Here is a 22,340-nt window from a genome sequence, read left to right as displayed (position 1 = left end):
AACCTCCTCATAATTTCATGACGCGTTCCCAAAGCAGTCTAGCAGCGCTACCAAGGAGAGGTATCAAAGGGAACGGCTGATGGGCGTCCCCTTTTATGAGTCGCGCCACCTGTTGGTCCTTCAAGCTGCGCTTTCACCCCAGACAGGAGTCCACCACATGCCTTACCCCGATCTGCAAAACGCTGTTCAACGTGCAGGGTTCACCATCACTGATTATTCGGATCAACGAGCCTACTTCGGCTGTTGGTCGCTAACCGTCGAAGGTCATGGGCACACCTACTTGATCGTCAACGAAGGTCGAGACGGTTGGCTGATGTTTTATCGCGCAGACGCGGCAGGGACAATGACTGAGTTGGACAAGAAAGAATCGGCCTGGATGGATGACGCCGACAAAGCAACCCAATGCCTGATCTGGCTTTCTGACAGCCGCCCTGCCCCACAGCCCCACAAAGTCCGCAGTTACTACGTGATTGCGGAAAAGGATCTTGTACCGCAGCAGCCCCATAGTTCTGATTGGCCCAAGTTGATCGGCTACTGCTACGACGAAGCTTACTTCTTGTTTTTTGAAGGCAAGGGTCATGGACTGGCTGGGACAGCAATACCGGCTTGCAAAGCGAAAAGACCTGAGTGGCTGGCGATATTCGCGGCGCTGGACGTGGAGTGGTTTCTGGACTTTCTGGAAACGTCGCGGTTCACATCCGAAGAGGAATTTGTCCTGACGCTGAACGCGAAAGTTGGTTCGCTCAGCGTATATCGATATTAAGTAAGGACTGTCAGTGAAAAAAACATCTAGTCAGAAAACAAAGGGAGCTTTGGCTAGGCGACCGAAAACAAATGACGAACCAAATGAAAAAGATAAAAATTGCTGATGTTCTTTCTGATGTTGCGAGCCTAGACTGGGAAGACGCACTTTATTTACCAAAAAATAAAGAAGAATGGGGTCTGAACTGCGAAGCGATTATCGAAAACCCGGATAATTCCGAAGATTGTGATATGGATGACAATCCAGTAGCCATGTCGAAAATCAATTACAGGTATGTGTTACTTTGCGACGACCTATTGTCCATCATAAAAAACCTACAAGAACAGAGCGCCTCGTATGATTTGGATAACGCTTACAAAGCCTTTATTTTCTACTTTGAGAATGACAGCTTTATTAAATTGAATGCAAGCTAGAACGGTCGATTGTGTGATGGCTCTTACCCGTCGTTTTGGGCAGTGCATTAGAAAAAAGAGTGTCCCTTTTGGTTGGGAGCATTAACGATGAAATACAATAAAACCATCAAGCTTACTGACCTAATCGATGCTTTAAAAACACAGAAAAAAACCCTTACCTATTGTGTTTATGGCAAAGGACCATCAGACCAAGTAACTCTGGAAACCGACTGTGTGATTGGCGAGTACTCTGAGATCAGCGATGACGACGAAGAGATTTTTCCGGAGAGCATTACTCAAAACAGTCTCGATTTTTGGATTACCGATGAGCTTTTGGAAGATGTTACATCCAACGCACTACAGCAAAAAATATCTGCTACAAATGAGCAAATACTAAAAACCATAAAATATTATAACGAGCGCGACAGTTTTATAGACCTATAAAATTGACAAAAAAATTGACATGGTTATTTTCTGGACACAGAAAGCCACATGAATTTCGGTTAAATTTAGACTTTATACAAAGTGGACAGATTTTTTCTGCACACTCGAAAATAATTCTCTCTTCTTTCGACTGCAAATCCCGCTGAAAATAAATCTAGGAATCATCTGGCCGGTCTCCCCACCTCACAGAGGTGGCGCGAAATCATACGTGCTCACCACCGACCAGGCCGGTGAACTCGAAGGTTCACACCAGTTATACGTAGTCGACCGACGATTACAGGTACGGGCGATCTAACGATCACCCGTTTTTAAACCCTTCAACTCAGCAACCCTTCCTCAACCTCATACTTAACCACCACCCGATTCTTATAAAGCCGCTCACTCTTCAACACCTGACTCGCCTGCCCCTTGCTCCTGATCTCCCGCCATATCTCGTTCTCGCGAAAAACCCGCCCACCGTCTCGCACAAACCGATGCCCAAGTTGATAAACGTGATATCGAAACTCTCTCGCCTGATCGCACAACAACTCCCCTTCCAACTGTTGCTCGGCGACATTGAGCTTCAACTGAAAATGGCGATCGGTCGGGTTATGCAATACCAGGTCAATGTAGTTGTAAAAGATCGCTGCACCGGAGCCGAATGGCAGGACTCGCCCTTCATCAGGAAAGGGATCGAAGCTGTGGTTTGACCGCTCAACCACGACCAGTGGCGAGTGAATCGCCATCCAGTGAATCAGGTTGCTCAGTTGGCAGATCCCGCCACCGATGCCGCTGCGCGCTTCACCAAATGACAGCTCCATGCCTTCGACGTAACCGCGTTTGCGGGTAGGTCGACCCACGAGGCGGCAGAATGAAAAATACTCGCCAGGGCCAATGACGACGCCGTCGATCGAAGCGACGGCCAGTTTCAGGTTGATGACTTTGTTGTGTTGCAGGGCAAGATCGGAGTTGCCGAGTTTGCGGATCAGTTTGGAGGTGTGCTTGAGGTAGCGATATGGCAAGCGGGAGACGGTGTTCAGCGAAACAGCGTATTGCTTGCGGGAGAAGCGCCACGCCAAGTGCCGGAACAGTCTTTTTTGCCACACGCGGAGCCAGTAGAGCGCCGGGTGGTAAAGGGAGAGTGGTTTCATCCGTGTCAGAACGGCGGCTGCCGTTTTCTTCCTTGATTTGCAAAATGCCGCGCATCTTATCGTATTGCTGCAGGTGTGTATCGCACGCCGAGAAGGTGTTCGCCCAGTGTAATGGCCTGGCAATCCATGCACCGGTAAAGAGCCCTGACACTGGGCGAACGGGAAGTATTTTAATTGAAGTCTTCGAATATGTCCGCGTATATGAACATGAAATTTATCGAAACAACATTTGATTAAATGTCGGCCCAAATACTATTTTACAAACCCGCAAACTCACCAGTTAGACCATTAAAACTGATTATTCTTATACAGAAAAGTTGTACAAGAACAATCAACATATAGAGCTAATACTCAACTTCAGTGCTTGCTGGTCACTGTCAATATGTCGGTATAGGTCACAACGACACTCTGTCCAACTTTCAGGTCTTTCAATTTCGCTTGAACTTCGGGTCTTACGACGTCAACGGTCTTGGACTGCCCGGCGGGGTTTTCGAAGGTTACCTGGTTTTTCTTCAGGTCGATTTTGGTGATTTTCAGTTGGACCTGCACCTGACGGTAGGCTTCGCCGCCCGGGTTGTCGCTGCCGGGGGCTGCGCGGACTTCGCCAGCACGTTCGACGGTGCCTGGCAGGCCTTTGTCGATATCGGTGTCGAGGTAGGCGGCGACAGCGCTAGTCACCTTGACATCGACTTTGTCGCCGACTTTCAAGTTGCCGAGGTTTTTGGCCTTGTCGGTCAATTGCACATGGACCTGACGCCCCTCCGGCCCCTCCAGGACGACCTGATGTTTGGCAGCATCGACCGAGACCACTTTGGTGGTGACCTGATCCGCCTCCACAACGGCAGACAGCGGGATGTCCGCAGCCATAGCGCTAAGGCTGGCGGCAGACAGCAGCGTTGCGAGGGTGATGGCTTTAGTCAGTGTGTGAAGTTTCATAAGCGGTACATTCCCTGTGAATTGGAGGCAGCAACGAGCGCTGAACCACCGTTCAGCGCCCTCTGCGCAAATGAGCATAGACGCTGATCAGGGAGTGTTCGCGGTTTCTTGGAGCGCTCCTCAAGCCTCAGTTTCGTCGACCTCTTGGGAGGCCATCGCTCTGCCGAGAGTTCCGACTCAATACCCGGTCATTTCCAGATAACCCTGCCCACCATGGCTGCCGCTCAATTGCACCGGCCCTTCCCAATAGGGAATGCGCAAAGCCATCCACGCGTTGGGGTTGAGCGCGCTGATCGTGATGTCGAGGTGTTTGTCGGGGATTTTGATCGACCAGCGCACCGGCATCAAACGTCCGGCGACTTTGGCGGTGTCTTGCGGTGTGAGGCTGATGTCGGCGGCGTGCAGCAACTGCGTCTGGCCTTGAGCGTCGATCCAGGTGCCGGTGAGGTAAAGCGCGCCGTCCTTTTGCCGCATGCGGTAGAGCATCACCTGTTCGCCGCTGTCCAGGTGCAGGGAAAACCAGTCCCAGCCGGTCTGGTTGGCGGTCAGGGGTTGGCTGCTCCACTCGCGGTCGAGCCAGGCCGGGCCGCTGACTTGATATGTTTTGCCGTCGATTTCCAGCGTGCCGCTGGCCTGAAAAAACGGCTGACTGTAGTAGTACGACGCCTGCCCCTGTTCGGATTTCTGGCTGAAGCCTTTGTCGCCCTGAAGCACCAAAGGATGTGTGGAGGTCAGCCGCAGTTGATAGCCAAAATCCTTGTCCCGGGCGTTGAGTTGAAGCTGCACCATAGGCTCGGAGCCCTGACTGCTGAAACGCCAATCATCGATCCACGCGTTGAACGGTTCGAGACTCACGCCAGCCTGACCAACGCCACCACGGGCGTAACGCTCGGCGGCGTGATGCACGGTCGCCGATGTCACGGCCGCGTGGCCAAGCCAGATAATTTGATTACCCCAGCCGGCCACTTCGGGCGTCGCTTTCAAGGCGCTGCGAAACAATGTCCATTGGGCGCCGAACTCGCGTCCCTGATCGTCCTTGAGATTGGCGGTGACGTACCACCATTCAATGCGAAAACCGTCATGAGGAGCGTGATCCGCCGGAAAGCTGAACACTCGACCGGGCACCACCGGCGTGAACGCGGTGGCCTGATGACCCAGCCCGGCGAAGCCTTTCTCAACCGGCGCCGAGTTATCGCACCCGCTCAATAACGCCAATAGCAACACGCCGACCTTAATCTTCATGAGCAAACATCCTCAGCAGATCCGCCGGTTGCGTGCGGTACAGCGAATACAGCGGCCACGCCGACGCCAGTAAAGTCGCCAGCAGCGCCAGCCCCATCAACTGCAACAGCTGCATCGGAAACACCCGCAGCGGCAAGCGCCAGCCGAAGGCCTGGACGTTGATCACCGTGTCCAGGCACCACGCTAACGCGATCCCCAACGGCAACGCCAGCACCAGGGTCAGCACCGCCAGCAACCAGGTCTGTCCGAGATTGAGCAGCATCAGTTGCCGGCGAGTCACACCCAGCGCCCACAGGGGAGCGAGTTGCCCGAGCCGGCTCTGACTTTGCGTCAACAGGCTGATGAACAGCGCCACGCCCGCCACGCAGAGGGTCAGGCTATTGAGCGCGGCGGTCGCGGCAAAGGTGCGTTCGAACACTTGCGTGGACCAACCCTTGAGCCGGGCCTGGTCGACGATGCGGCTGTCCTCCAGCGTGAAGCGTGTTTGCAGCGCGGTCAGGAAATCAGGGATCAACGTCGGGTCGATGCGCAGGTTGAAACGGCTGGGTGTCAGCTGCGGCCAGCCGCGCAGCAGATGGTTGACGTTGACCAGCATGTGGCCTTTGGGATTGCCGTAGTCGGCGTAGATGCCGACGATCCGTGGCGACCAGGTGCCATTGGGTGTGGGGATCGTCAGGTGATCGCCAAGGCGCACCTTCAGCCGACGGGCCAGTTGTTCGCTGAGCATCAGCGCATCGTCCTTGGCCAGTCGGTCCCACGGGTTGTCGCCCAAGGCTTCCAGCAGCGGCCAATGCTGGCGATACGTCGGGTGATCGATCACGCCGAAGACATCCGCCGGCCAGCCTTGCAACTGGATCGACACTTGCCAGTTGGGCAGCACCGCCGTGAGTCCGGGTTGCTGCTTGAGCCAGGTTTGCAGCTCTCTGGCCTGGGCCGGATTTTGCGGATTAACGTAGAGTTCGGCGGTCAGGCGTTGTTCCAGCCAATCGCTGAAGGTCTGACGAAAACCGGCCGTCATGCTGCCCGCGCCAATGTTCGCCGCCAGTGCCAACAACAGCGCCATCAGCGCCAGGCTCAGGGCCGGCAGTTGCTGACGGCAGTCGGCGAGAAACCATTGGCCGAGCACCGAGCGACTGCGATGCAGCACTCGGTTCAGCACCCAGTTGAGCACCACCGGCAACGCCAGCGCAGCGCCGATCAACAGTGCCGCCATCAGCACGAAGCCACTGCCCAGGCTGTCGCCAAAGATCAACGCCAGCGTTGCGATCACCGCGGCAATCGCGGCAACCCAACCCTGGCGCCGCAACCAGTGCGCGTGAGCCTGATGCCAGGCTTGCGGGTCGGCCAGGGCCAGCAAAGGCAGGCGCGCGGCCCGCAACAAACTGTTGGCCCCCGCCAACGACGCCCCCAACAGACTCAGGCCGACGCCGCTGAGCCACCACCACGGACTGAGGCTCAACTGCCCCGCCACTTCGGCGCCGTACAACCCGCGCAGACTCGCGGCGACATCCGGCAGCAGCACGCTGGCCAGCAGGTAGCCGCTGGCGACGCCGACCAGTCCGCCGATCAACGCCAGACCACCCAGTTCAACCGCCAGACAGGCAATCAGCATCCGTGCACTGACACCGCAGGCGCGCAGGGTTCTGAGCAAGCCACGGCGTTGTTCCAGCGCCAGGCCGATCGCGGCGTGGACGATGAACAGGCCGACCACGAATGACAGAAACCCCAGCGCATCGAGGTTCAGGTGAAAGCTCTCGGTCAGGCGCGACAAATTGTTCTCTTCGCCGCTGGTTTTGAGCTGCAGTTGTCCCTTGAATTGCTCAGGCAGCGGCGCGGTGAAATCCTTCGGCAACAGCAGGCGCGACAGCTGATCCGGCAGGCCGAGGATCTGCTGGGCGAAGCCGATGTCCACCAACAACACACCGGGGGCCATATCGGGTTGGGCATGCAGCGGCGGCAAGGCCTGACCACTCAAAGTCAGCGGACGTTCGTCCTCGTGCAGACCCAGTGTCTGCAACGTCTGCGGCGAAATCCAGGTACTGCCCGGCGGGCTGAAAAACTCGACAACCTGCTCAATCGCCAACGCCTGCCCGGCCACAGAGGAACCGGCGGGCAGCGACACCGGCTCGATCCCCATCAGCTGCAAACGCTGGTCGTCATGCCCCTTGAGCGTCACCCGGCCTTGCAGGACCGGCGACACCGGCCAACCCAAACGGCGCAGGTCGACAAACACCTGCTGGGAAAAGGTTGCGCCACTGGGTGAACTGAGGCTGGCCTGGGGTTCGCCGCCGATCAACTGACTGGCCCGGGCATAGCTTTCGCGCGCCTGGCTGTTCAGCGCCTGCACGCCGGTCAGCAGACTGGTGGCGAGCCAAAGCCCGGTCAGCACACTGAAAAACTGCACCGGATGCTGTCGCCAATGACTGAGCAGCGCCCGCAGCGTCTCGCGAAAGATCCGCACTTCAGCGCTCGTCCGCGCCAGCCAGACGGCCACCTTGGAGCACCACCTTCTCTGCCAACCGCGCGGCAACCCGCGAGCTGTGGGTGACCATCAACAAGGTGGTGGGACTGTCGTCGAGCAACTCCAGCAATAACTTCAAGACCTCATCGCTGGTGGCTTCATCGAGGCTGCCGGTGGGTTCGTCCGCCAGCAGCAGTTTTGGCTGTGACGCCAGGGCCCGACCCAGCGCGACCCGTTGCTGCTGGCCGCCGGACAGCTGTTCCGGATAACGCTGCAGCAACTCAGCCAAGCCCAGACGTTGCACCAGATGCGCCTGCCAGCGCGGATCATGGCGCCCGGCCAGTCGCGCCTGGAACGCCAGATTGTCCTCCACGCGCAGACTGCCGATCAGGTTGAACTGCTGAAACACCAGGCCGATTTCGGTCCGCCGCCAGTTCGCCAGTTGCCCTTCGTTCATCTGCTCCAGCCGATATTCGCCGCTGCGGATGCTGCCGCGATCGAGCTTGTCCAGTCCGGCAATCAGGTGCAGCAAGGTGCTCTTGCCACTGCCCGACTCCCCCATCAACGCCAGGCTGCTGCCGGGTTTCAAGGTGAGGTCGACACCTTGCAGAACCGGCAGTGGGCCCTGGGGAGTGGCGTAGCTTTTGAAGACGCCTTGGACGGAAAGCATGGGGAAAACCGTTCGATGTGCGTGGAGCAAGGATAGCGGACGACAGCTGCACCGCGAATAGGTCCGCTCAGACAGCCCATAGCCCACACACTTCAGGGAAAAAACATACACAACCAAGGAATTGCCTGACAGCTCACTCGTATCCATATGGATACATTTGAGTAATGAATTTTGGAAGGAGGTTTAAACATGAGCCAGACTTTGACTGCTTTCGATATGGCGGCTCTGCTGGACAGTGACGAAGCCATCAGCGAGTACCTTTCGCAAGTGCTCGCAGACGGCGACAACGAAGAATTTCTTCGTGCCATCGGCTATGTGGTGAAAGCGCGTGGAATGACACAGATAGCCAAGGATTCGGGTATGGGCCGCGAAAGCCTGTACAAGGCCTTCGCTCCTGGTGCAAAACCACGTTTCGATACGGTTTTAAAGGTCATTCACGCCCTTGGCATTGATCTCTGCGCGCAGCCAGGTCATTCAGTCAATCACTCGACGCTCTAAGAGACTCTTCTGATTAGACTGCTCGCTTGCGCGCCACCCACGTAAAACACAACGGCAACTGCGCCATTTGCTGCTCATACCGATCATAGAGCTCCTCGCGGTTGGAATGCGGGTATTCCTTGAAGTGGCTGATCTGCAATCCGGCGTCGATGGCGCCGGTGAAGATGGCGCCCAAGGTGTGGACGAACCAGTAGGACGGCGCCGCCTGCTGGTCGACTTTGCCTTCGTAGACGATCGGTTGGTTCTGCACGAAAGGTTCGCTGCGAAAGTACGAGCTGTCCGGCCGATACGGATCGGCGGACTCGGGGTCGAACATTTCGAGGAAGGGATGGGTTTCGTACACCACCAGGCTGCCACCGGGCTTGAGGGTTTGCGCGACGTGGCGGAAGAATTCGCCGATGTCCGGCATCCAGTTCAACACACCGATGGTGATCAGGGCCACGTCGAAGCGGCCATGAAGCTCTGGCGGCAAGTGATGGATGTCTGCCTCGATGAACTCCGGCGCATGGGGCGAGCGTGACGCCAGCTCCCGCGCCTGATCAAGGAACGCCTCGGACTGGTCGACGCCTACGACGCTGCGGGCACCCAGCGCAAACAACGAAAGGCTTTCGCGGCCGTTGTTGCAGCCCAGTTGCACCACGTCCTTGCCGTCGACACTGACCTGCGCCAGCAAGCCGCGCAAGGTGTCGTCGATGCAGCAGAAATCACGCTGTGCCACGTCCTGCAAGAGTGACGGCCATTCGGGATTGTCTTTATGGTGTCTAGCAGAGTCATTCCAGGCATCGCGGTTGCTGGCGATGACTGTTTCGGTTGATGGCATTTCCATTGCTCGCTCCAGAATTCGGGTCTTGATTGACCGGCCCGAGTCTAGATCAACGATTTTGAAGAACCCATGTGGCGTTTGTCGGAATGTTGTAAGCCGGCAACGCCAACGTACGGCAGCTATAGTTAATGACCTTGGGGAATTGCGGGGAAAACCGATTTCGCAGGTGCAGCCATGAAAACCACCGATCCGAGGCTACTGCTCGCCCTCTGCCTGATCACCACAACCGGTGCTCACGCGGACGACAGCCTGACACCCACTACCGATTACAGCAGTGGGTTCAACTATTACGGGGCCGACCAACCCTTCGCTCACCCCGTGCCACCGTCACTGAGCACCGTGCCGCCCGGCTCGTACATTCCGACAGCGCCTCAGGACTTCATCCCCATTTCGAGTCAGCATCAGTTCTACGACTCAAGATTGCCGACGGTAGCGGATGCCACGGTTCGAGTGTTCATCCGCTCCTACGATCAGCAACGCGGTGTCTACGTGAACGAAGAAGTCTTCGACCCCACATGCCTGCTCGCGTGCCTCAGCCGTCAGGGGCCAGTGATGCAATAAGGCCTACCACTGGCGTTTTTCCGGGCGTGCGAGGCCGAGCTTTTCGATTCGGTAGCGCAGCATGTCGCGGCTCAGGCCAAGTAGCCGTGCGGACTTGGTGACGTTCCAGTCGGTCTTGTCGAGCATCTTGCGCACCATGTCGCGTTCCACTTCCGGCAGGTTCATGGACTCAGTGCCGTTGTAGGCCGGACGCGGCTCGTAGTGTTGCGGCTCTTGCTGGAACAACAGCGGCTCATCCACCAGGCTCAGGCACACGTTCAATTGATGCGCGGCGATGGTGTCGCTCTGGGCCAGCAGCACGGTTTGCTCAAGCATGTTGCGCAACTCGCGCACGTTGCCCGGCCAGCTGTAGCTGAGCATCAATTCCTCGGCCTGATCGCAGAAATGCAGGTTCGGTTTGCCATAGCGTTTGCCGTGGACCGCCAGGAAGTGCCGGGCCAGCAGCAGGATGTCTGCGCCGCGGGCATACAGGCGCGGCACCTTGATCGAGATGATCCGCAAACGGAAGAACAGATCGCGGCGGAACTTGCCCTGCTGGACCATTTGTTCGAGGTTGCAGTTGGTCGCACTGATCACCCGCAAATCGACCTTGCGCTCCTTTACCGAGCCGACCCGGCGGATCGTCCGGTCCTCCAGCAGCTTCAGCAGTTTGGCTTGCAGCAACAGGTCCATCTCGCCGACCTCATCGAGAAACAGCGTCCCGCCATCGGCCGCTTCCACCAGCCCGACGCGGCGGTCCTTGGCGTCGGTGAAGGCGCCCTTCTCGTGACCGAACAGCTCCGACTCCACCAGGTTGGAAGGAATCGAGGCACAGTTGAATTCAATGAACGGACCTTTGCTGCGTGGACCGTCGAAGTGCAACGCACGGGCCACCAGTTCCTTGCCGGTGCCAGTCTCGCCTTCCACCAACACCGGAGGCAGATCGGTATTGGCCATGCGCCGCTCGGCGTCGATCAACTGGCCAATGGTGCTTTTCAGGTACTGCATCGGTGCCGATTCGCCGATCAATGCCTGCACCCCTGACTTCTGCGCTTCGCGTTCCTGATAGAACGACAGTGTGCGTTCCATCCGGTCGGTGGCCATGGCCTTGTCCAGCAGCAGCTTGAGCTCCGGCAGCGCCACCGGTTTGGTGACGTAATGGAAAGCGCCCTCTTTCATCGCCACCACGGCGTCTTCGACGTTGCCGTAGCCGGTCATCATGATCACTTTCAGATCCGGCGCGCTGATGCGCAGCTTCTGGATCAGGTCGTGACCGCTCATGCCCGGCAGCGAGTTATCGGTCAGCACCACGTCTGGGACGAAAGTGCCCAACTGGTCCAGCGCGTCCTCAGCCGAGTGGCAGACCGTCACCTCGAAGTCCTTACGCTCCAGGTAGGTCTGAATATTCTCGGCGAGCAGTTCATCATCCTCGACCAGCAGAATGCTGTGCTCCATATACCCCTCCCGTTGCCACTTTAAAATTGAGACAAACGCGGGTTCCTTCCTGCTCTTGGCTGGTCAGTTCGACCGAGCCTTCGAAACGCTCCATTATTCTTTTGACCAGGGCCAGGCCCACGCCCAACCCTCCTTGTTTGGTGGTGAAAAACGGCTTGAAGGCCATTTGTTGCTGCTGTGTGGTCATGCCCTTGCCGGTATCGCTCAGGGTCATGCGCACAAGTCCCGGCTGCGGCGTTTCGATATCGATACTCAGCACGCCGCCCTTGGGCATGGCTTCCAGGGCATTGGCAAACAGGCTATTAAGAATTTGCGTGAGCAACACCTGTTGGCTGATGACCGGCGGACAGCTCTGCGGGGTGAAACGCACGTCGATGCCGGAGCGTTTGATCAGCGCGTCAAACGCGCTCAACGTGTCGTCGATGACCAGCACCAGGTCTACCGTTTCGTAGTCGTCGTTCACGGGTCGCAATGACACCAGCAACTCCCGGACCCAGCGCGACATGCGGTCGACCTGATTGATGATGTCGCCGATGTTCTTCTGCGCATTCTGGCTGGCGATTTCCTGAGCCAGTTCGGCGCTGGAACGAATGTTGGCCAACGGATTGCGCAAGCTGTGGGCCACCGCCGAGGACATTTCCCCCAGCGCGACGAAGGTCTCGTTGCTGATCAGTTGTTTCTGCTGGCTCTGCAGCAGCGTGGCCGCATGCCGCACAATCCAGAACAGTCCGAGGTAGATGGCCAGGCCGCCGAGCAGGGTTGCCAGCCAGATTGACTTGAAGCCACGCTGGATGCGTTCCACCAGGTCCGCGGGTTCCTTGTAGATCTCCACCATGGCGATCACTTTGCTTTTGTCGGCATTGAACATCGGGATGTAGTTCTCGATAAACAGAAACTCAGGCTCACGCAGCAGTTGCTGCTCGGGACGTTCCTCATCAATTTGGTGGTAGCTGGTGGACACGGGTTCCTTCATTTCGAAAGACTCGTCCAGTTCCTCATCACCTTCGACGCGCATGCCAATCATTTGCGCATTGGTCGACCAGACCACGGTGCGATCCAGGGCGTACACCACCGCCAACAGCGTGTCCGGCAGGTGTTCGACATGATCGAGAAACTCTATGCGGGCAGCGGCACGGGCCGCCGGATCGACGTCGGGATAGGCAATGTCATCGCGCGGATCGAGCATTTCACCCATGGTTCTTTGCAGGGAGATGCCGGCATGGCGAATTTCTGCATCACCAATGGCCTGAATGAACTGCGCAGTCAGCAAGGAATCACGCTCGATGCTCTCATCGACGACGAAACGCGTGGACACGTAGCCCAACCCCAGCGCCACGACGGCGATGATGAAAAAGCTGCCCAGGGAAAACCAGCGCAGCAAATTGAACTGTCCCCGCCAGCCCTTGCTTTCTGCTGCGGACATAGCCGACGCAGGTATTTTTTGTTGTCCTGGTATCTGCATAGGACCTTCCCGGATGCCTTACCTCAAGCCTTTTCAGCCGCGGTTCGGATCAGTGTAGGTGGCATTGATCGAAACTGACGGCCCCAATGACAGGATTAAGCCGCTATTGCGTTTGCGCCGCCTGTAGCGGTTGCTGACGATCGGTTTCTTCCTGCAAAAAACCCACGATGGACTGCGCCGCGTTCTCATCCAGGCGCAGGTTGGGCATGGGGATTTTGTCGAAACGCTCAAACAGCTCCAGCGCGATCGGGTCTTTTTCCGCCAGCATGCGGTCCGGCTCGCGAATCCAGCGACTCAGCCAGGCCGGATCACGCAGGCGAGTGACGCCGATCAGGTCCGGGCCGATGCTGCGCATGCCGAGGCCCTGCCCGTCCATCGGGCCCAGGCTGTGACACGATGCGCAACGGGTGCGAAACAGTTCTTCGCCGTTGCTCGGCGGACGAATATCGGGCGCATTCGCGTAGTTTTCTTCAATACTGGGCTGTTTCCAGTTGTGCAGCGTGTTGGCCAACTGATCGGCCAGAATCCACGGATTTTCGAAAGGTGAAGCTTTCATCCAGCGGCCCGTGGTCTGGTTGCCGACAATCAGGCTCAGGTTGTGGTCCTTGCTGCGACCGTTGTCGACGCCTTCGATGAACAGCCCGAGTTTTTTCCGCAGTTCGGTGACGTCGGCAAATTCCCCGGTGAGAAACCTCCAGCCCGGCCCGACCTTGAAGCGTTGTGCGTAGGCCTTGAGCACGTCGGGTGTATCACTCAAGGGGTCAATGCTGATTGAGTAGAAAAAAATGTCCTGGCCGACCCGGTCCCCCAGCAACTTCTGCACCTGACGCAGGCGCGCGGTCTCCAGCGGGCAAGAGTCGCTGCATGACGTGAAGATGAAATTGATCACCACCACTTTGTCCTTGATCAAGTCATCAAAGAAACGCACCTGCCGACCGTTCTGATCGGTCAGCAAAGTGTTGGGAAAGTAATCGCCACCCCAGGGTGTCGCCGACTCCGTCGGTGACGACACCGACGGAGCAGCTTCATGAGCCACCAGCACCCGACTGGCCAGCAGGCAGGTGACCAGCATCAAAACCAGGTGCATGCCCAGGGCGCGGGAGCGCGGCGTATTCAGTTTCATGTCGGCTCCCTCGCGGTTCATGGTTTGACCACCACTTTAGGGCCGAAGCCGTCGCCAGTACGGAAGGTTGGCAGCGCGGCGGAGTTCACGTAGCGCACACCATCCCAGCTCGGCAGCGGTGTCGGCATCAGCTGGAATTGCCCGGGTTTTTCAATGTCCCAGCGCAGCAGCATGGAGTTGTCCTCATGCTGAGTGTTGTGACAGTGCTCCATGTACGTCCCGGCGAATTCGCGGAAGCTGATCGCCATCTCGACACTGTCCAGGCCATCCTTTTCCGAGCCGATGCGGTACACGTCCTTGCGTGCCCATTTTTCCCATTCCGGTGGCGCCTTGCCGCCGCGACTGAGGATGATCCCCTCCTCGAAGTGCACATGCACCGGGTGGCTCCAGCCCTGGCCGCCGAGCTTGATGTTCCACACTTCCAGGGTGCCGAAACCGGTGGCACCGGCATCGGTGGGGCCACTGGCCAGTTGGGTCGAAGCGTTCAAACGCCGTGGGTCCATGTGGAAGCCGAAACCGCCATCCGTCTTGACCGTCCACGGTGCTTCATCGGTGCCGTCGGAACGGCCGAAGATGAAGGTGCGGTGACGGGCTTTGGCCAGCAGCTCCTTGTCGGCGGCGTTGTCGCGATGGATCTTCAACGGGATCATCACCAGGCCTTCAGCCTTGCCCGGTTTGGCCGGTTCATAAGCGGCCGGGTCCATGGCCAGGTCCTGGCCGGTGTACGCCTTGACGTTGAGTTGCAACACCTTGCCGACCGCCGGATCACCGTCCTCCCACTTTGGCCCCTTGCTGGTTTGCTTGATCACGGCTTTGTATTTCTCGGACAGCACGTCAGCCAGGGAGACGGGTTCTTTCGGGCCCTTGCCATCTTCGTGCACCAGCAGGTTGACGAAGAACAGCTTGTCGCCCGGTTTGATCCCGTATTTCGAGAAGTTGACGATGATGTCGAATCGTTCGGCGATGCCCAGGGTTGGCAGGATCGCGTTGTGGTTCTGTTTATCGCCGTCGGCATCCAGGTCCATGCTGCCGTCGAACGGCACGCTGTGTTCCATGATGTTGCCGTCGTTGGCAATCATGTGGAACGGCACGCGGGCATATGACACTCCCGACCCGGCCGGCCCTTGGAACTCCCCGCTGGTGCCGTTGATCTCGCGAACGAGCGCCATTTTGAAGAAGCGCGACACAGAGCCATTGAGCATGCGGAACCGATAGCTACGGGCGCGCACATCCAGGGACGGTTTCCACTGCCAGTTGACCAGCACCTGATCACCGAGGAAGCCGTTGGTATTGAACGGGTTGAACCACAGTTGGCCGTTTTTATCCCACGCCTTGTCGGCAAACAGCAGGTTGACATCGTAGTCGCGGTTACCCCAAGGCAAGGCGCTGCCACTGGGAAAACGCAGGTTGACGCCGTCATTCACCGATTCATTGCCGCGGTCCAGGGCGCTGTAGTAGTTCATCATTGCCGCGTTGCCCTTGTAGACGTTCTGCGCGGTGAAATCGAGCATGTGGTCGTGGAACCAGTGGGTGCTCATGGTTTCGCGCCAGTCGCCGCGGATCTTGATCGTGCCGTTGTTGCAGGTCTTGCGGCTGGGGATGAGGTCATTGGTCCACAGGGTTTCGCCCGGTGCGCACGGAAACGCTGCACGCGGGTCTTCAGCCTTGGTGTTGATGCTGTCGTAGCCGGCCAACTGGATCGGCCAGCGATAGTCGTAAAATTGCCCCGGAAAGAAAAACGCATTGGCATAACCGTCGCTTTCCGCCGGTGTGTGGCCGTTATGTTCGTGGGTGCTGATGGTGTGCAAACCGAACCCCATGTTCGCCGACGGGTCGATCGGCAAGCCGTTGTAATGACGCATCAACGTGGGTTGCCCGTAACGCACCATCAGCAATTTTGGCGGCAAAGTGCCGTCAAAGGTCCAGACCGAGTTGTGGTTCTGCACCGGCATTTTCGGGTGGAAACGCGCATCGACGCCCTTGGCGGTGCCATCGGTCGCCGGTATGCCAGCCACGTTGTGATAGAGGCCGCCTGGGCCAAACTCGCCCACGGCATAGCGGTGCATCTGATGACTGTCACGCCAACCGGAATTCAACCGTGCGCCGGTTTGCACGGTCTTGTAGGCCATTTGTGGGTAAAACTCGTTCCAGCGCTGGTGCGACCAGCCTTTTCCTGGCGGACGGCCTTCAGCCGAGGAGCCAATACGGCGGTTGAGGAAAAATTCGATCTGCTTCTGCCACGGGTTACGGTCGACCACGTTGGAGTACAGACTCGGGAACGGTGTCAGTCCCGGTTGACGCATGAAAGCGTCGAGCGCCGCACTCGGCGGGGCGCTACGAGCGGCGCTGGTGGGATCTTGTTGCGGCAGCGGGCCAATGGCGGCCGGTGGAAACGGCAATGGCGCCGCCGGCGTGGTGGGGTCGAGTTTTTCCGGGCCGAATTCTTCGAACAGCACCAACTGCTGAGTAAACGGCTGAGCGCCATACAGCGGGCTCGGCTTGCCGTTGGTGGGGTAGTTGAAACTGGTCTGCACCGTCGGCGGCAGGATGTTTTCCACCCGCGTGGTGTCTTTGCTGCCTTTGACGCCACCGGGTAAATCGAAGGAATCTCTGTTGGCCTCGGGCATGGTCAAGATGGCGTTCAACGCCGCCGCTTTGTCAGCCGGTTCATCTTGGTAAGCCGAAGGGTCAGAAGGTTCTGGCTGTCGCTCGTCGTCGATGGGGCTGGCGCGCAGAGTCGTTGTGCCCAGCGTCATTGTCAGAAGAACGCTCAGAGGCGTCAGGAGGCCGAACCATTTGAAGGGGTACCGCGCTTTTCTGTCCATCACCAGCCGCCTCGTAGTCATGAGTCATGAAGGGGGTGATGGGGGTGGTGCAAGGACCTCGCCAGAGTTGTAACCGGTTTTTACGAAAGTATTAATACTTGTCAAAACAATGGCTTATCAACATCAATATGCCATTACTGGGGGAGCGACTGGGGAATGACACCCGCTAACGGGGAAAGTTCACACCCGTTTTCAGGGGACCAATTTGAATGACAGACGGACACTCGTGCCCTCGCCTTCACGGCTTTCCAGGCTCACCGCACCGCCAAACCGCTCCATGATCCGTTTGACCAGCACCAGCCCGACACCCAGCCCACCTTGTTTGGTGGTGAAAAACGGCCGGAAGGCCATGCTGCGCTGTTCTTCGTTCATGCCTTTGCCGGTGTCGCTCACCACCACGCTGAGGCCACGGCAATCGGTTGGCTCCAATGTGATGGTTAACGTGCCGCTTTTGTCCATGGCTTCCAGTGCATTGGCCAGCAAACTGTTGAGGATCTGCGTCAACTGCACTTGCTGGCTCAGGACCATGGGCGTCAGTTTCGGGTCGAACACCACGTGGACCGAGGCTTTGGCGATTTGATGCTCGAAGGCCATCAGGCTGTCATGCAGCGCCGCCACCAGATTGACAGGCTCGGCGTCATCGTTGAGCGGACGCAAGGATTGCAGCAGCTCCCTCACCCACTTCGACATGCGATCCACTTGGCCGATGATGTCGTTGATGTTCTTGTGGGCCGGGCCGCTGTCGAACTCCAGCGCCAGTTCGGCGCTGGAACGGATGGTCGCCAGCGGATTACGCAAACTGTGGGCGACCGCCGACGACATCTCGCCCAGGACGACAAAGGTTTCGTTGGTGATCAGCTGCTTTTGCTGCGTCGCCAGCAAAATGGCCGCCCGGCGCACGATCCAGTACAGCCCCAGGTAAATGAGCCCGCCGCCCAATGCAGTGGCCAGCCAGATCAGCACCAGGCCGCGCTCCATGCGGGTGATCAGGTCCTTGGGCTCCTTGTAGATCTCGACCATCGCCGTGACTTTGTCGCCGTCGGCATCGAACAACGGAATGTAGTTCTCGATGAAGATGTATTCCGGAGGCGTCACGAACTTCTGTTCCAGGCGGGTCTTGTCCACATCGTGATAACTGGCCGACACAGGAACCCTGGAAGCAAAGGCTTTCTCCAGGTCTTCGTCGGCGTGGATCGTGGTGCCCATTAACGCCGGGTTGGTCGACCAGATCACCCTGCGGTCGGGGGCATAGATGTTGGCCAGAATCACATCCGGCAAATGCTCGATATGGTCGAGAAATTCACCCCGGGCAATGGCGCGAGCCAGCGGGTCGACGTCGGAAACGTTTTTGTCGTTACGCGGATCGAGCAGCTCGCCCATGGTCCGCACGTTGGGAATCGATACGTGGCGCACCTCGACCAAGGCAATCGCCTGAATGAACTGGGACGTCAACAACGCATCGCGTTGCACGCTTTCGGTAATCACGAACCGGGTGGACACCGCCCCCAACGCCAACGCAACCGTGCCAATCACCGCCATGCTGATGAGCGAAAACCAGCGCAGTAAATTGAACGGCTGCTTGCGCGAGCTCAGGCGAATATCACCCCCCTCGGCCTGGAGTGTTTGAGTAGGCATGTCCATGGACGTGTCCCCGACGAATCCCCTATAGGGTTATAGCCCACTCAGGGTCGTTTGCCCGACCTTGGGTCTCGTCCCCCCCCTTCTTCCTCATCCCCATCTACCCCCAATCCTGGGGACAGTGGCCCGCGCCCAAAAACTGCGCTCCGATGCCGCTTGTGAGTGACACGCCCATGACTCGGGCCTCTGCCGGCCATTTTCGCCGGTTGGTATGGAAGTTGCCGAACCCTCGCAACTGACCCGTCCCCATGGGGCAGGCATTCCGATATAGAGGGCTTAACTCATGCACCCTTTACTGTCCAAAACCGCGGCCGCCCTGGTCGTTAGCGCACTGGCCCAAGGCGTCGCCCAGGCGGCGCTGTTTGCCGTCGACCCTGGCCCCTACGTGCCAGCCAACGGCTCGTTCGCCGCCTGGTATCAGGACACTCATGGACGAACCCTTGAGCTTTGCCTGTCCAAGGCTGTCAGCTCGCGAGTGCCCAGCGCACCGGGCGCACCGACGTACATGTGCAATTTGCTGCCGGCTCCCGGGATCTTCGACGACACGCAACCGCTCGTCTTCCCGACCAACTTTCCCGACGAGGCGTTCTGGTTCACCGGCGACGGCACCATCGTCGACGCAGCCCGAGGTATCGACCTGACCTATGTCAGCGCCGTTGAAGCCGCCTTCAGCGGTGGCGACCCCATCGAAGGTGACCAGATCAGCTTCGCCCGCATCCGCATACGTGTCGATGTACCGACCGCGGGCACCTACGTCATTACCCACCCCTACGGCATCGATGTCTTCAACGTCGACACTCCCGGGCGCCGGGCGATCAACATGACCCGGGACATCGGCATCGGCGTGCCGAAAACCTACGACGGCGCCCTCAAGGGCGATGTCGGGCCGTTCCTGCGCAGCGTCAATGGCCCCTACACCGAGACCAATCCGCTCACCGGTTCAGCCGAGCAATTCGTCGGCGACCCGAACCTGGTGGAAGCCTTCACCGGCAGCCCTTTCAATACCAACTACATCCGCATTGAAGGCCCCAACGGGCTGGATTTGCGCACTACGGTGATGGCCATCTCCGGCAAGTTGGCGACAATGGCACGGCCGACGCCAATGATCACCCAGCGCAGCACCTACTCGCGTAAACCCGGCGCCAGCGCTCCGGTGGCCCAGCAAGACGTGTTCGTCCTGGCCCCGCCGCCACCGGCCAAAGTGACTCTGGACAGCAACAACCCGGTATTGAACCTTACCGAGGCCAACACCACCGGCAGCTGGTATGCGCAGTCTTCGACCAACCCGAGTTTGCCGAGCACATTGCAAGTGACCGCCGACAACCACCTGGCCATCGCTAGCAGCACACCGACCACCTTACCCATGCCCCTGACAGACCTGGTGGTGATTTCACGTGCCGAATACAGCCTCAGCACCGGGCAAATAACGGTCGAGGCCTCGACCAGCGACGAAACTTCGCCACCGGTGCTCACTGCCACCTCTGGCACAGGTGTCGCCATTGGCGCCCTCAGTGGCGATGGCGCAGTGAAATCCCTGGCCACCGGCATCTCGCCGATACCACCCGCCAAGGTTCGAGTGACGTCATCCAACGGCGGCAGCGACACCGAAGAAGTGGTCATCGTGCAATGAACGCTCACATGCCCAGATCCTCATCAGGAGGCATCATGAACAATTGGCCACGCCTGGCGCTCAACGCACTGGGACTGACTCTGTCGCTGTCCGGCAGTGCATTCGCGCAACTCGCTGCTGTCGACCCCGGTCCTTATACCTTTGCCTCGGGGAAATTCCCGATCTGGTATCAGGACAAAAATCTGCTGTCGATGGAACTGTGCCAGTCCCGGGCCACCAGCTCGCGGGTGCCGGCTGCCACGCCACCGGCCTACATGTGTACCCTGCTGCCAGCACCGGGCATTTTCGACGACACCCTGCCGATGGTGTTCCCGGATAACTGGCCAGACGAAGCCTTCTGGTTCCTCGCCGAGACCAACATTCCCAACAACGCCGCTGGCTATGGAATGGACGCCTACGTGGCCGGGATAGAAGCCGCTTTTGCCGGCGGAAATCCGCTCGATGGCGATCAAATCAGCTTTGCGCGGATTCGTATGCGGATCAACGTGCCCGTCGCCGGGACCTACACCATTACTCACCCTTATGGTGTGGAAACGGTCAATGTCACCACACCCGGTCGTCGTGCAATCAACATCACCAGAGACATCGGCGTAGGTGCGCCGGGGAATTTCAGCGGGGCACTTAACGGTGCTATCGGGCCATTCCTGCGCAGCGTCAACGGCCCCTACACCGAAGTGAACCCGGACACCGGCGCAATCGAAACCTTCGTCGGCGACCCGAACCTCACCGAACAAGTCACCGGCAGCCCCAACAACACCAACTTTGTGCGCATCCAGGGCCCGGCCGGGACGATCCAGAGCAACCTGTTCACGCTGTCCGGTAAAGTCCTCGACAATCGTGCGCAAACCCATGTCGACCTTAGCCGTGCAACCTACCGTCGCACCGCCTCGGGCACCGGTACCAGCACCCGGGTCGAAGTCTTCGGCAAAGCGGACAACAGCTCTACATTGTGCTTCCGCGAAACCCTCGCCCTTGTGTCAGGCCCACCGCCTTCACCCTGCCTGACCAACATGGTGGGTGACGGCACCGGGTTGTACTTCGGCCAACGCCTGCTCAACGGCCCCGTGCCTCCGGTCGTGGTGCTCACCGCCACCAACCCGGCCGGCACCACCCGCCCTACGGCGGTCTCGAGCAAACTCGTTGACCTGGTGAAAATCCAGACCGCTCGTTACAACTGGAGCAATCACAGCTTGCTGATCGAGGCCACGTCCACTGACGAAGTGGCGGTGCCAGACATGGTCGCGCAGGGTTACGGACGGCTGTCGAAAACCGGCACCCTGCAAAAAATCACCGTCGCCGATCTGTCTCAACCACCCGCCACTGTGACGGTCAAATCCGCCGCCGGTGGCAGCGATACCGAGCCTGTCGTGGTCGTCGGTACCGCACCGGATAGCGGCGAGAATCAGGCGCCGGTAAACGTTGCCGACACCGGCAATACCAGCTTCGGCGTGCCCCTCACCCTCAACCTGCTGTCCAACGACAGCGACCCGGACGGCAACACGCCGCTGAGCATCACCGCGCTGACCCAACCGGCCGCAGGCCAAGGCACCGTGGCGATGAGTGGCACCACTGCGGTGGTCTACACCCCGCCCGCCGTGGTCACTGTGCCGTTAACCACGACCTTCACCTACAAGGCTCAAGACATCAAAGGCCTGGCTTCGACTACCCCAGCGACCGTGACCATCACCGTGGCGCCTAACCGGCCACCGGTGGCAGTCGCCGACGCCGTCGCGACACTGGGTGTGGCGATACCGATCAACGTGTTGGCCAACGACACCGATCCAGAAGGCAACGTGCCTTTGGCGGTCGCCAGCCTGACCCAACCTGCGGCCGGTCGTGGCACCGTCAGCAGCAACGGCACGGTGATCACCTACACCCCACCGGCCACGGTCACGACGGCCTTCACCACGACCTTCACCTACATCGCCCGGGACAGCTTCGGCGCCCTGTCGACACCGGCTACGGTCACCGTGCAAGTCTCGCCAAGGCCTGCTGCGGAAACCTTCACGGTGACCACGGCTACGGTCTCGGCTCGCTCCAACAATCGCTTCACCTGGGACTTTGCAGGGACTTCATCGGTGGTCACCGGCAACACCATCACCATCAAGGTCTCCACCCCGACCGGGCTGGCAACCCTGGGCACCACCACGGTACCGGCGACCGGTCGCTGGAGGCTGACGGTGAACAACACCACTACGGTGATTCCATCGGCGAACCCGACAGCCACCATCACCTCGTCCCAAGGCACCGTGCGCACAGTCTCGGTGATCTCGAACTGAGCCCCTGCCCCACCCGCCGATTCGGTGGG

General features: G+C 58.8%; 18 protein-coding genes. 7 read left to right on the top strand and 11 right to left on the bottom strand.

Annotated features, from left to right (window positions below; genetic code table 11):
• Nucleotides 1-157: 157 nt before the first annotated feature.
• The 3 genes from ABH912_RS00545 to ABH912_RS00535 all read left to right on the top strand — a co-directional run bounded on the left by ABH912_RS00545 (nucleotide 158) and on the right by ABH912_RS00535 (nucleotide 1,599).
• Nucleotides 158-763: a hypothetical protein gene (locus tag ABH912_RS00545; protein WP_033058796.1), complete on the top strand. Its 606-nt coding sequence runs from the start codon at nucleotides 158-160 to the stop codon at nucleotides 761-763.
• Nucleotides 764-846: 83 nt separating this feature from the next.
• The gene (locus tag ABH912_RS00540; RefSeq protein WP_231670552.1) at nucleotides 847-1,176 is read left to right on the top strand and encodes a DUF7716 domain-containing protein; all 330 of its coding nucleotides are present in this window, start codon (nucleotides 847-849) and stop codon (nucleotides 1,174-1,176) included.
• A gap of 87 nt (nucleotides 1,177-1,263) precedes the next feature.
• On the top strand, nucleotides 1,264-1,599 hold the full coding sequence (locus tag ABH912_RS00535) for a DUF7716 domain-containing protein (RefSeq protein WP_033058800.1): 336 nt from the start codon (nucleotides 1,264-1,266) through the stop codon (nucleotides 1,597-1,599).
• A gap of 317 nt (nucleotides 1,600-1,916) precedes the next feature.
• Here the strand turns inward: ABH912_RS00535 and ABH912_RS00530 are convergent, their stop codons facing one another.
• From ABH912_RS00530 to ABH912_RS00510, 5 genes are all read right to left on the bottom strand, one after another.
• Nucleotides 1,917-2,729, bottom strand: a complete 813-nt coding sequence (locus ABH912_RS00530; protein ID WP_429509280.1) for a VanW family protein — start codon at nucleotides 2,727-2,729, stop codon at nucleotides 1,917-1,919.
• A gap of 357 nt (nucleotides 2,730-3,086) precedes the next feature.
• Nucleotides 3,087-3,665, bottom strand: coding sequence for a hypothetical protein (locus ABH912_RS00525; RefSeq protein WP_033058804.1), 579 nt, complete (start codon nucleotides 3,663-3,665; stop codon nucleotides 3,087-3,089).
• Nucleotides 3,666-3,842: 177 nt separating this feature from the next.
• Nucleotides 3,843-4,907, bottom strand: a complete 1,065-nt coding sequence (locus tag ABH912_RS00520; RefSeq protein ID WP_429509279.1) for a lipocalin-like domain-containing protein — start codon at nucleotides 4,905-4,907, stop codon at nucleotides 3,843-3,845.
• The gene (locus tag ABH912_RS00515) at nucleotides 4,897-7,368 is read right to left on the bottom strand and encodes an FtsX-like permease family protein (RefSeq protein WP_429512980.1); all 2,472 of its coding nucleotides are present in this window, start codon (nucleotides 7,366-7,368) and stop codon (nucleotides 4,897-4,899) included. Before ABH912_RS00515 ends, ABH912_RS00520 begins: the two co-directional genes overlap by 11 nt.
• A gap of 1 nt (nucleotide 7,369) precedes the next feature.
• The gene (locus tag ABH912_RS00510) at nucleotides 7,370-8,038 is read right to left on the bottom strand and encodes an ABC transporter ATP-binding protein (RefSeq protein ID WP_429509278.1); all 669 of its coding nucleotides are present in this window, start codon (nucleotides 8,036-8,038) and stop codon (nucleotides 7,370-7,372) included.
• 189 nt (nucleotides 8,039-8,227) lie between these two features.
• Between ABH912_RS00510 and ABH912_RS00505 the strand changes: the two genes are divergently transcribed.
• Nucleotides 8,228-8,536, top strand: coding sequence for an addiction module antidote protein (locus ABH912_RS00505; protein WP_429509277.1), 309 nt, complete (start codon nucleotides 8,228-8,230; stop codon nucleotides 8,534-8,536).
• A gap of 13 nt (nucleotides 8,537-8,549) precedes the next feature.
• Here ABH912_RS00505 and ABH912_RS00500 read toward each other — a convergent pair whose 3' ends face one another.
• A complete protein-coding gene (locus tag ABH912_RS00500) occupies nucleotides 8,550-9,362 on the bottom strand; it encodes a class I SAM-dependent methyltransferase (protein WP_429509276.1) in 813 nt (270 codons plus the stop codon).
• Nucleotides 9,363-9,533: 171 nt separating this feature from the next.
• Between ABH912_RS00500 and ABH912_RS00495 the strand changes: the two genes are divergently transcribed.
• Nucleotides 9,534-9,920: a hypothetical protein gene (locus ABH912_RS00495; RefSeq protein ID WP_429509275.1), complete on the top strand. Its 387-nt coding sequence runs from the start codon at nucleotides 9,534-9,536 to the stop codon at nucleotides 9,918-9,920.
• 3 nt (nucleotides 9,921-9,923) lie between these two features.
• Here ABH912_RS00495 and ABH912_RS00490 read toward each other — a convergent pair whose 3' ends face one another.
• From ABH912_RS00490 to ABH912_RS00470, 5 genes are all read right to left on the bottom strand, one after another.
• A complete protein-coding gene (locus tag ABH912_RS00490) occupies nucleotides 9,924-11,354 on the bottom strand; it encodes a sigma-54-dependent transcriptional regulator (protein WP_429509274.1) in 1,431 nt (476 codons plus the stop codon).
• Nucleotides 11,323-12,816: an ATP-binding protein gene (locus ABH912_RS00485; RefSeq protein WP_429509273.1), complete on the bottom strand. Its 1,494-nt coding sequence runs from the start codon at nucleotides 12,814-12,816 to the stop codon at nucleotides 11,323-11,325. Before ABH912_RS00485 ends, ABH912_RS00490 begins: the two co-directional genes overlap by 32 nt.
• A 103-nt stretch (nucleotides 12,817-12,919) precedes the next feature.
• Nucleotides 12,920-13,939: an SCO family protein gene (locus tag ABH912_RS00480; RefSeq protein ID WP_429509272.1), complete on the bottom strand. Its 1,020-nt coding sequence runs from the start codon at nucleotides 13,937-13,939 to the stop codon at nucleotides 12,920-12,922.
• Between the two features lie 17 nt (nucleotides 13,940-13,956).
• Nucleotides 13,957-16,764 (bottom strand): multicopper oxidase domain-containing protein, encoded by a 2,808-nt coding sequence (locus ABH912_RS00475; protein WP_429509271.1) that lies wholly within the window; start codon nucleotides 16,762-16,764, stop codon nucleotides 13,957-13,959.
• A 192-nt stretch (nucleotides 16,765-16,956) separates the two neighbouring features.
• The gene (locus ABH912_RS00470) at nucleotides 16,957-18,405 is read right to left on the bottom strand and encodes a sensor histidine kinase (RefSeq protein ID WP_429509270.1); all 1,449 of its coding nucleotides are present in this window, start codon (nucleotides 18,403-18,405) and stop codon (nucleotides 16,957-16,959) included.
• Between the two features lie 280 nt (nucleotides 18,406-18,685).
• Here ABH912_RS00470 and ABH912_RS00465 point away from each other — a divergent pair, with 280 nt between their 5' ends.
• Entirely contained in the window at nucleotides 18,686-20,032 is a 1,347-nt protein-coding gene (locus ABH912_RS00465) for a hypothetical protein (RefSeq protein WP_429509269.1), read from the top strand.
• Nucleotides 20,033-20,067: 35 nt separating this feature from the next.
• Nucleotides 20,068-22,311 carry an Ig-like domain-containing protein gene (locus tag ABH912_RS00460; RefSeq protein ID WP_429509268.1) on the top strand — a complete coding sequence of 748 codons (2,244 nt, stop codon included), beginning with the start codon at nucleotides 20,068-20,070 and terminating at the stop codon, nucleotides 22,309-22,311.
• The last annotated feature ends 29 nt before the right edge of the window (nucleotides 22,312-22,340 follow it).

The organism is Pseudomonas sp. BT76 TE3572 (assembly GCF_050435365.1).
GTDB classification, from domain to species: domain Bacteria; phylum Pseudomonadota; class Gammaproteobacteria; order Pseudomonadales; family Pseudomonadaceae; genus Aquipseudomonas; species Aquipseudomonas fluorescens_W.
This window is presented reverse-complemented; position numbering and strand designations above follow the sequence as displayed.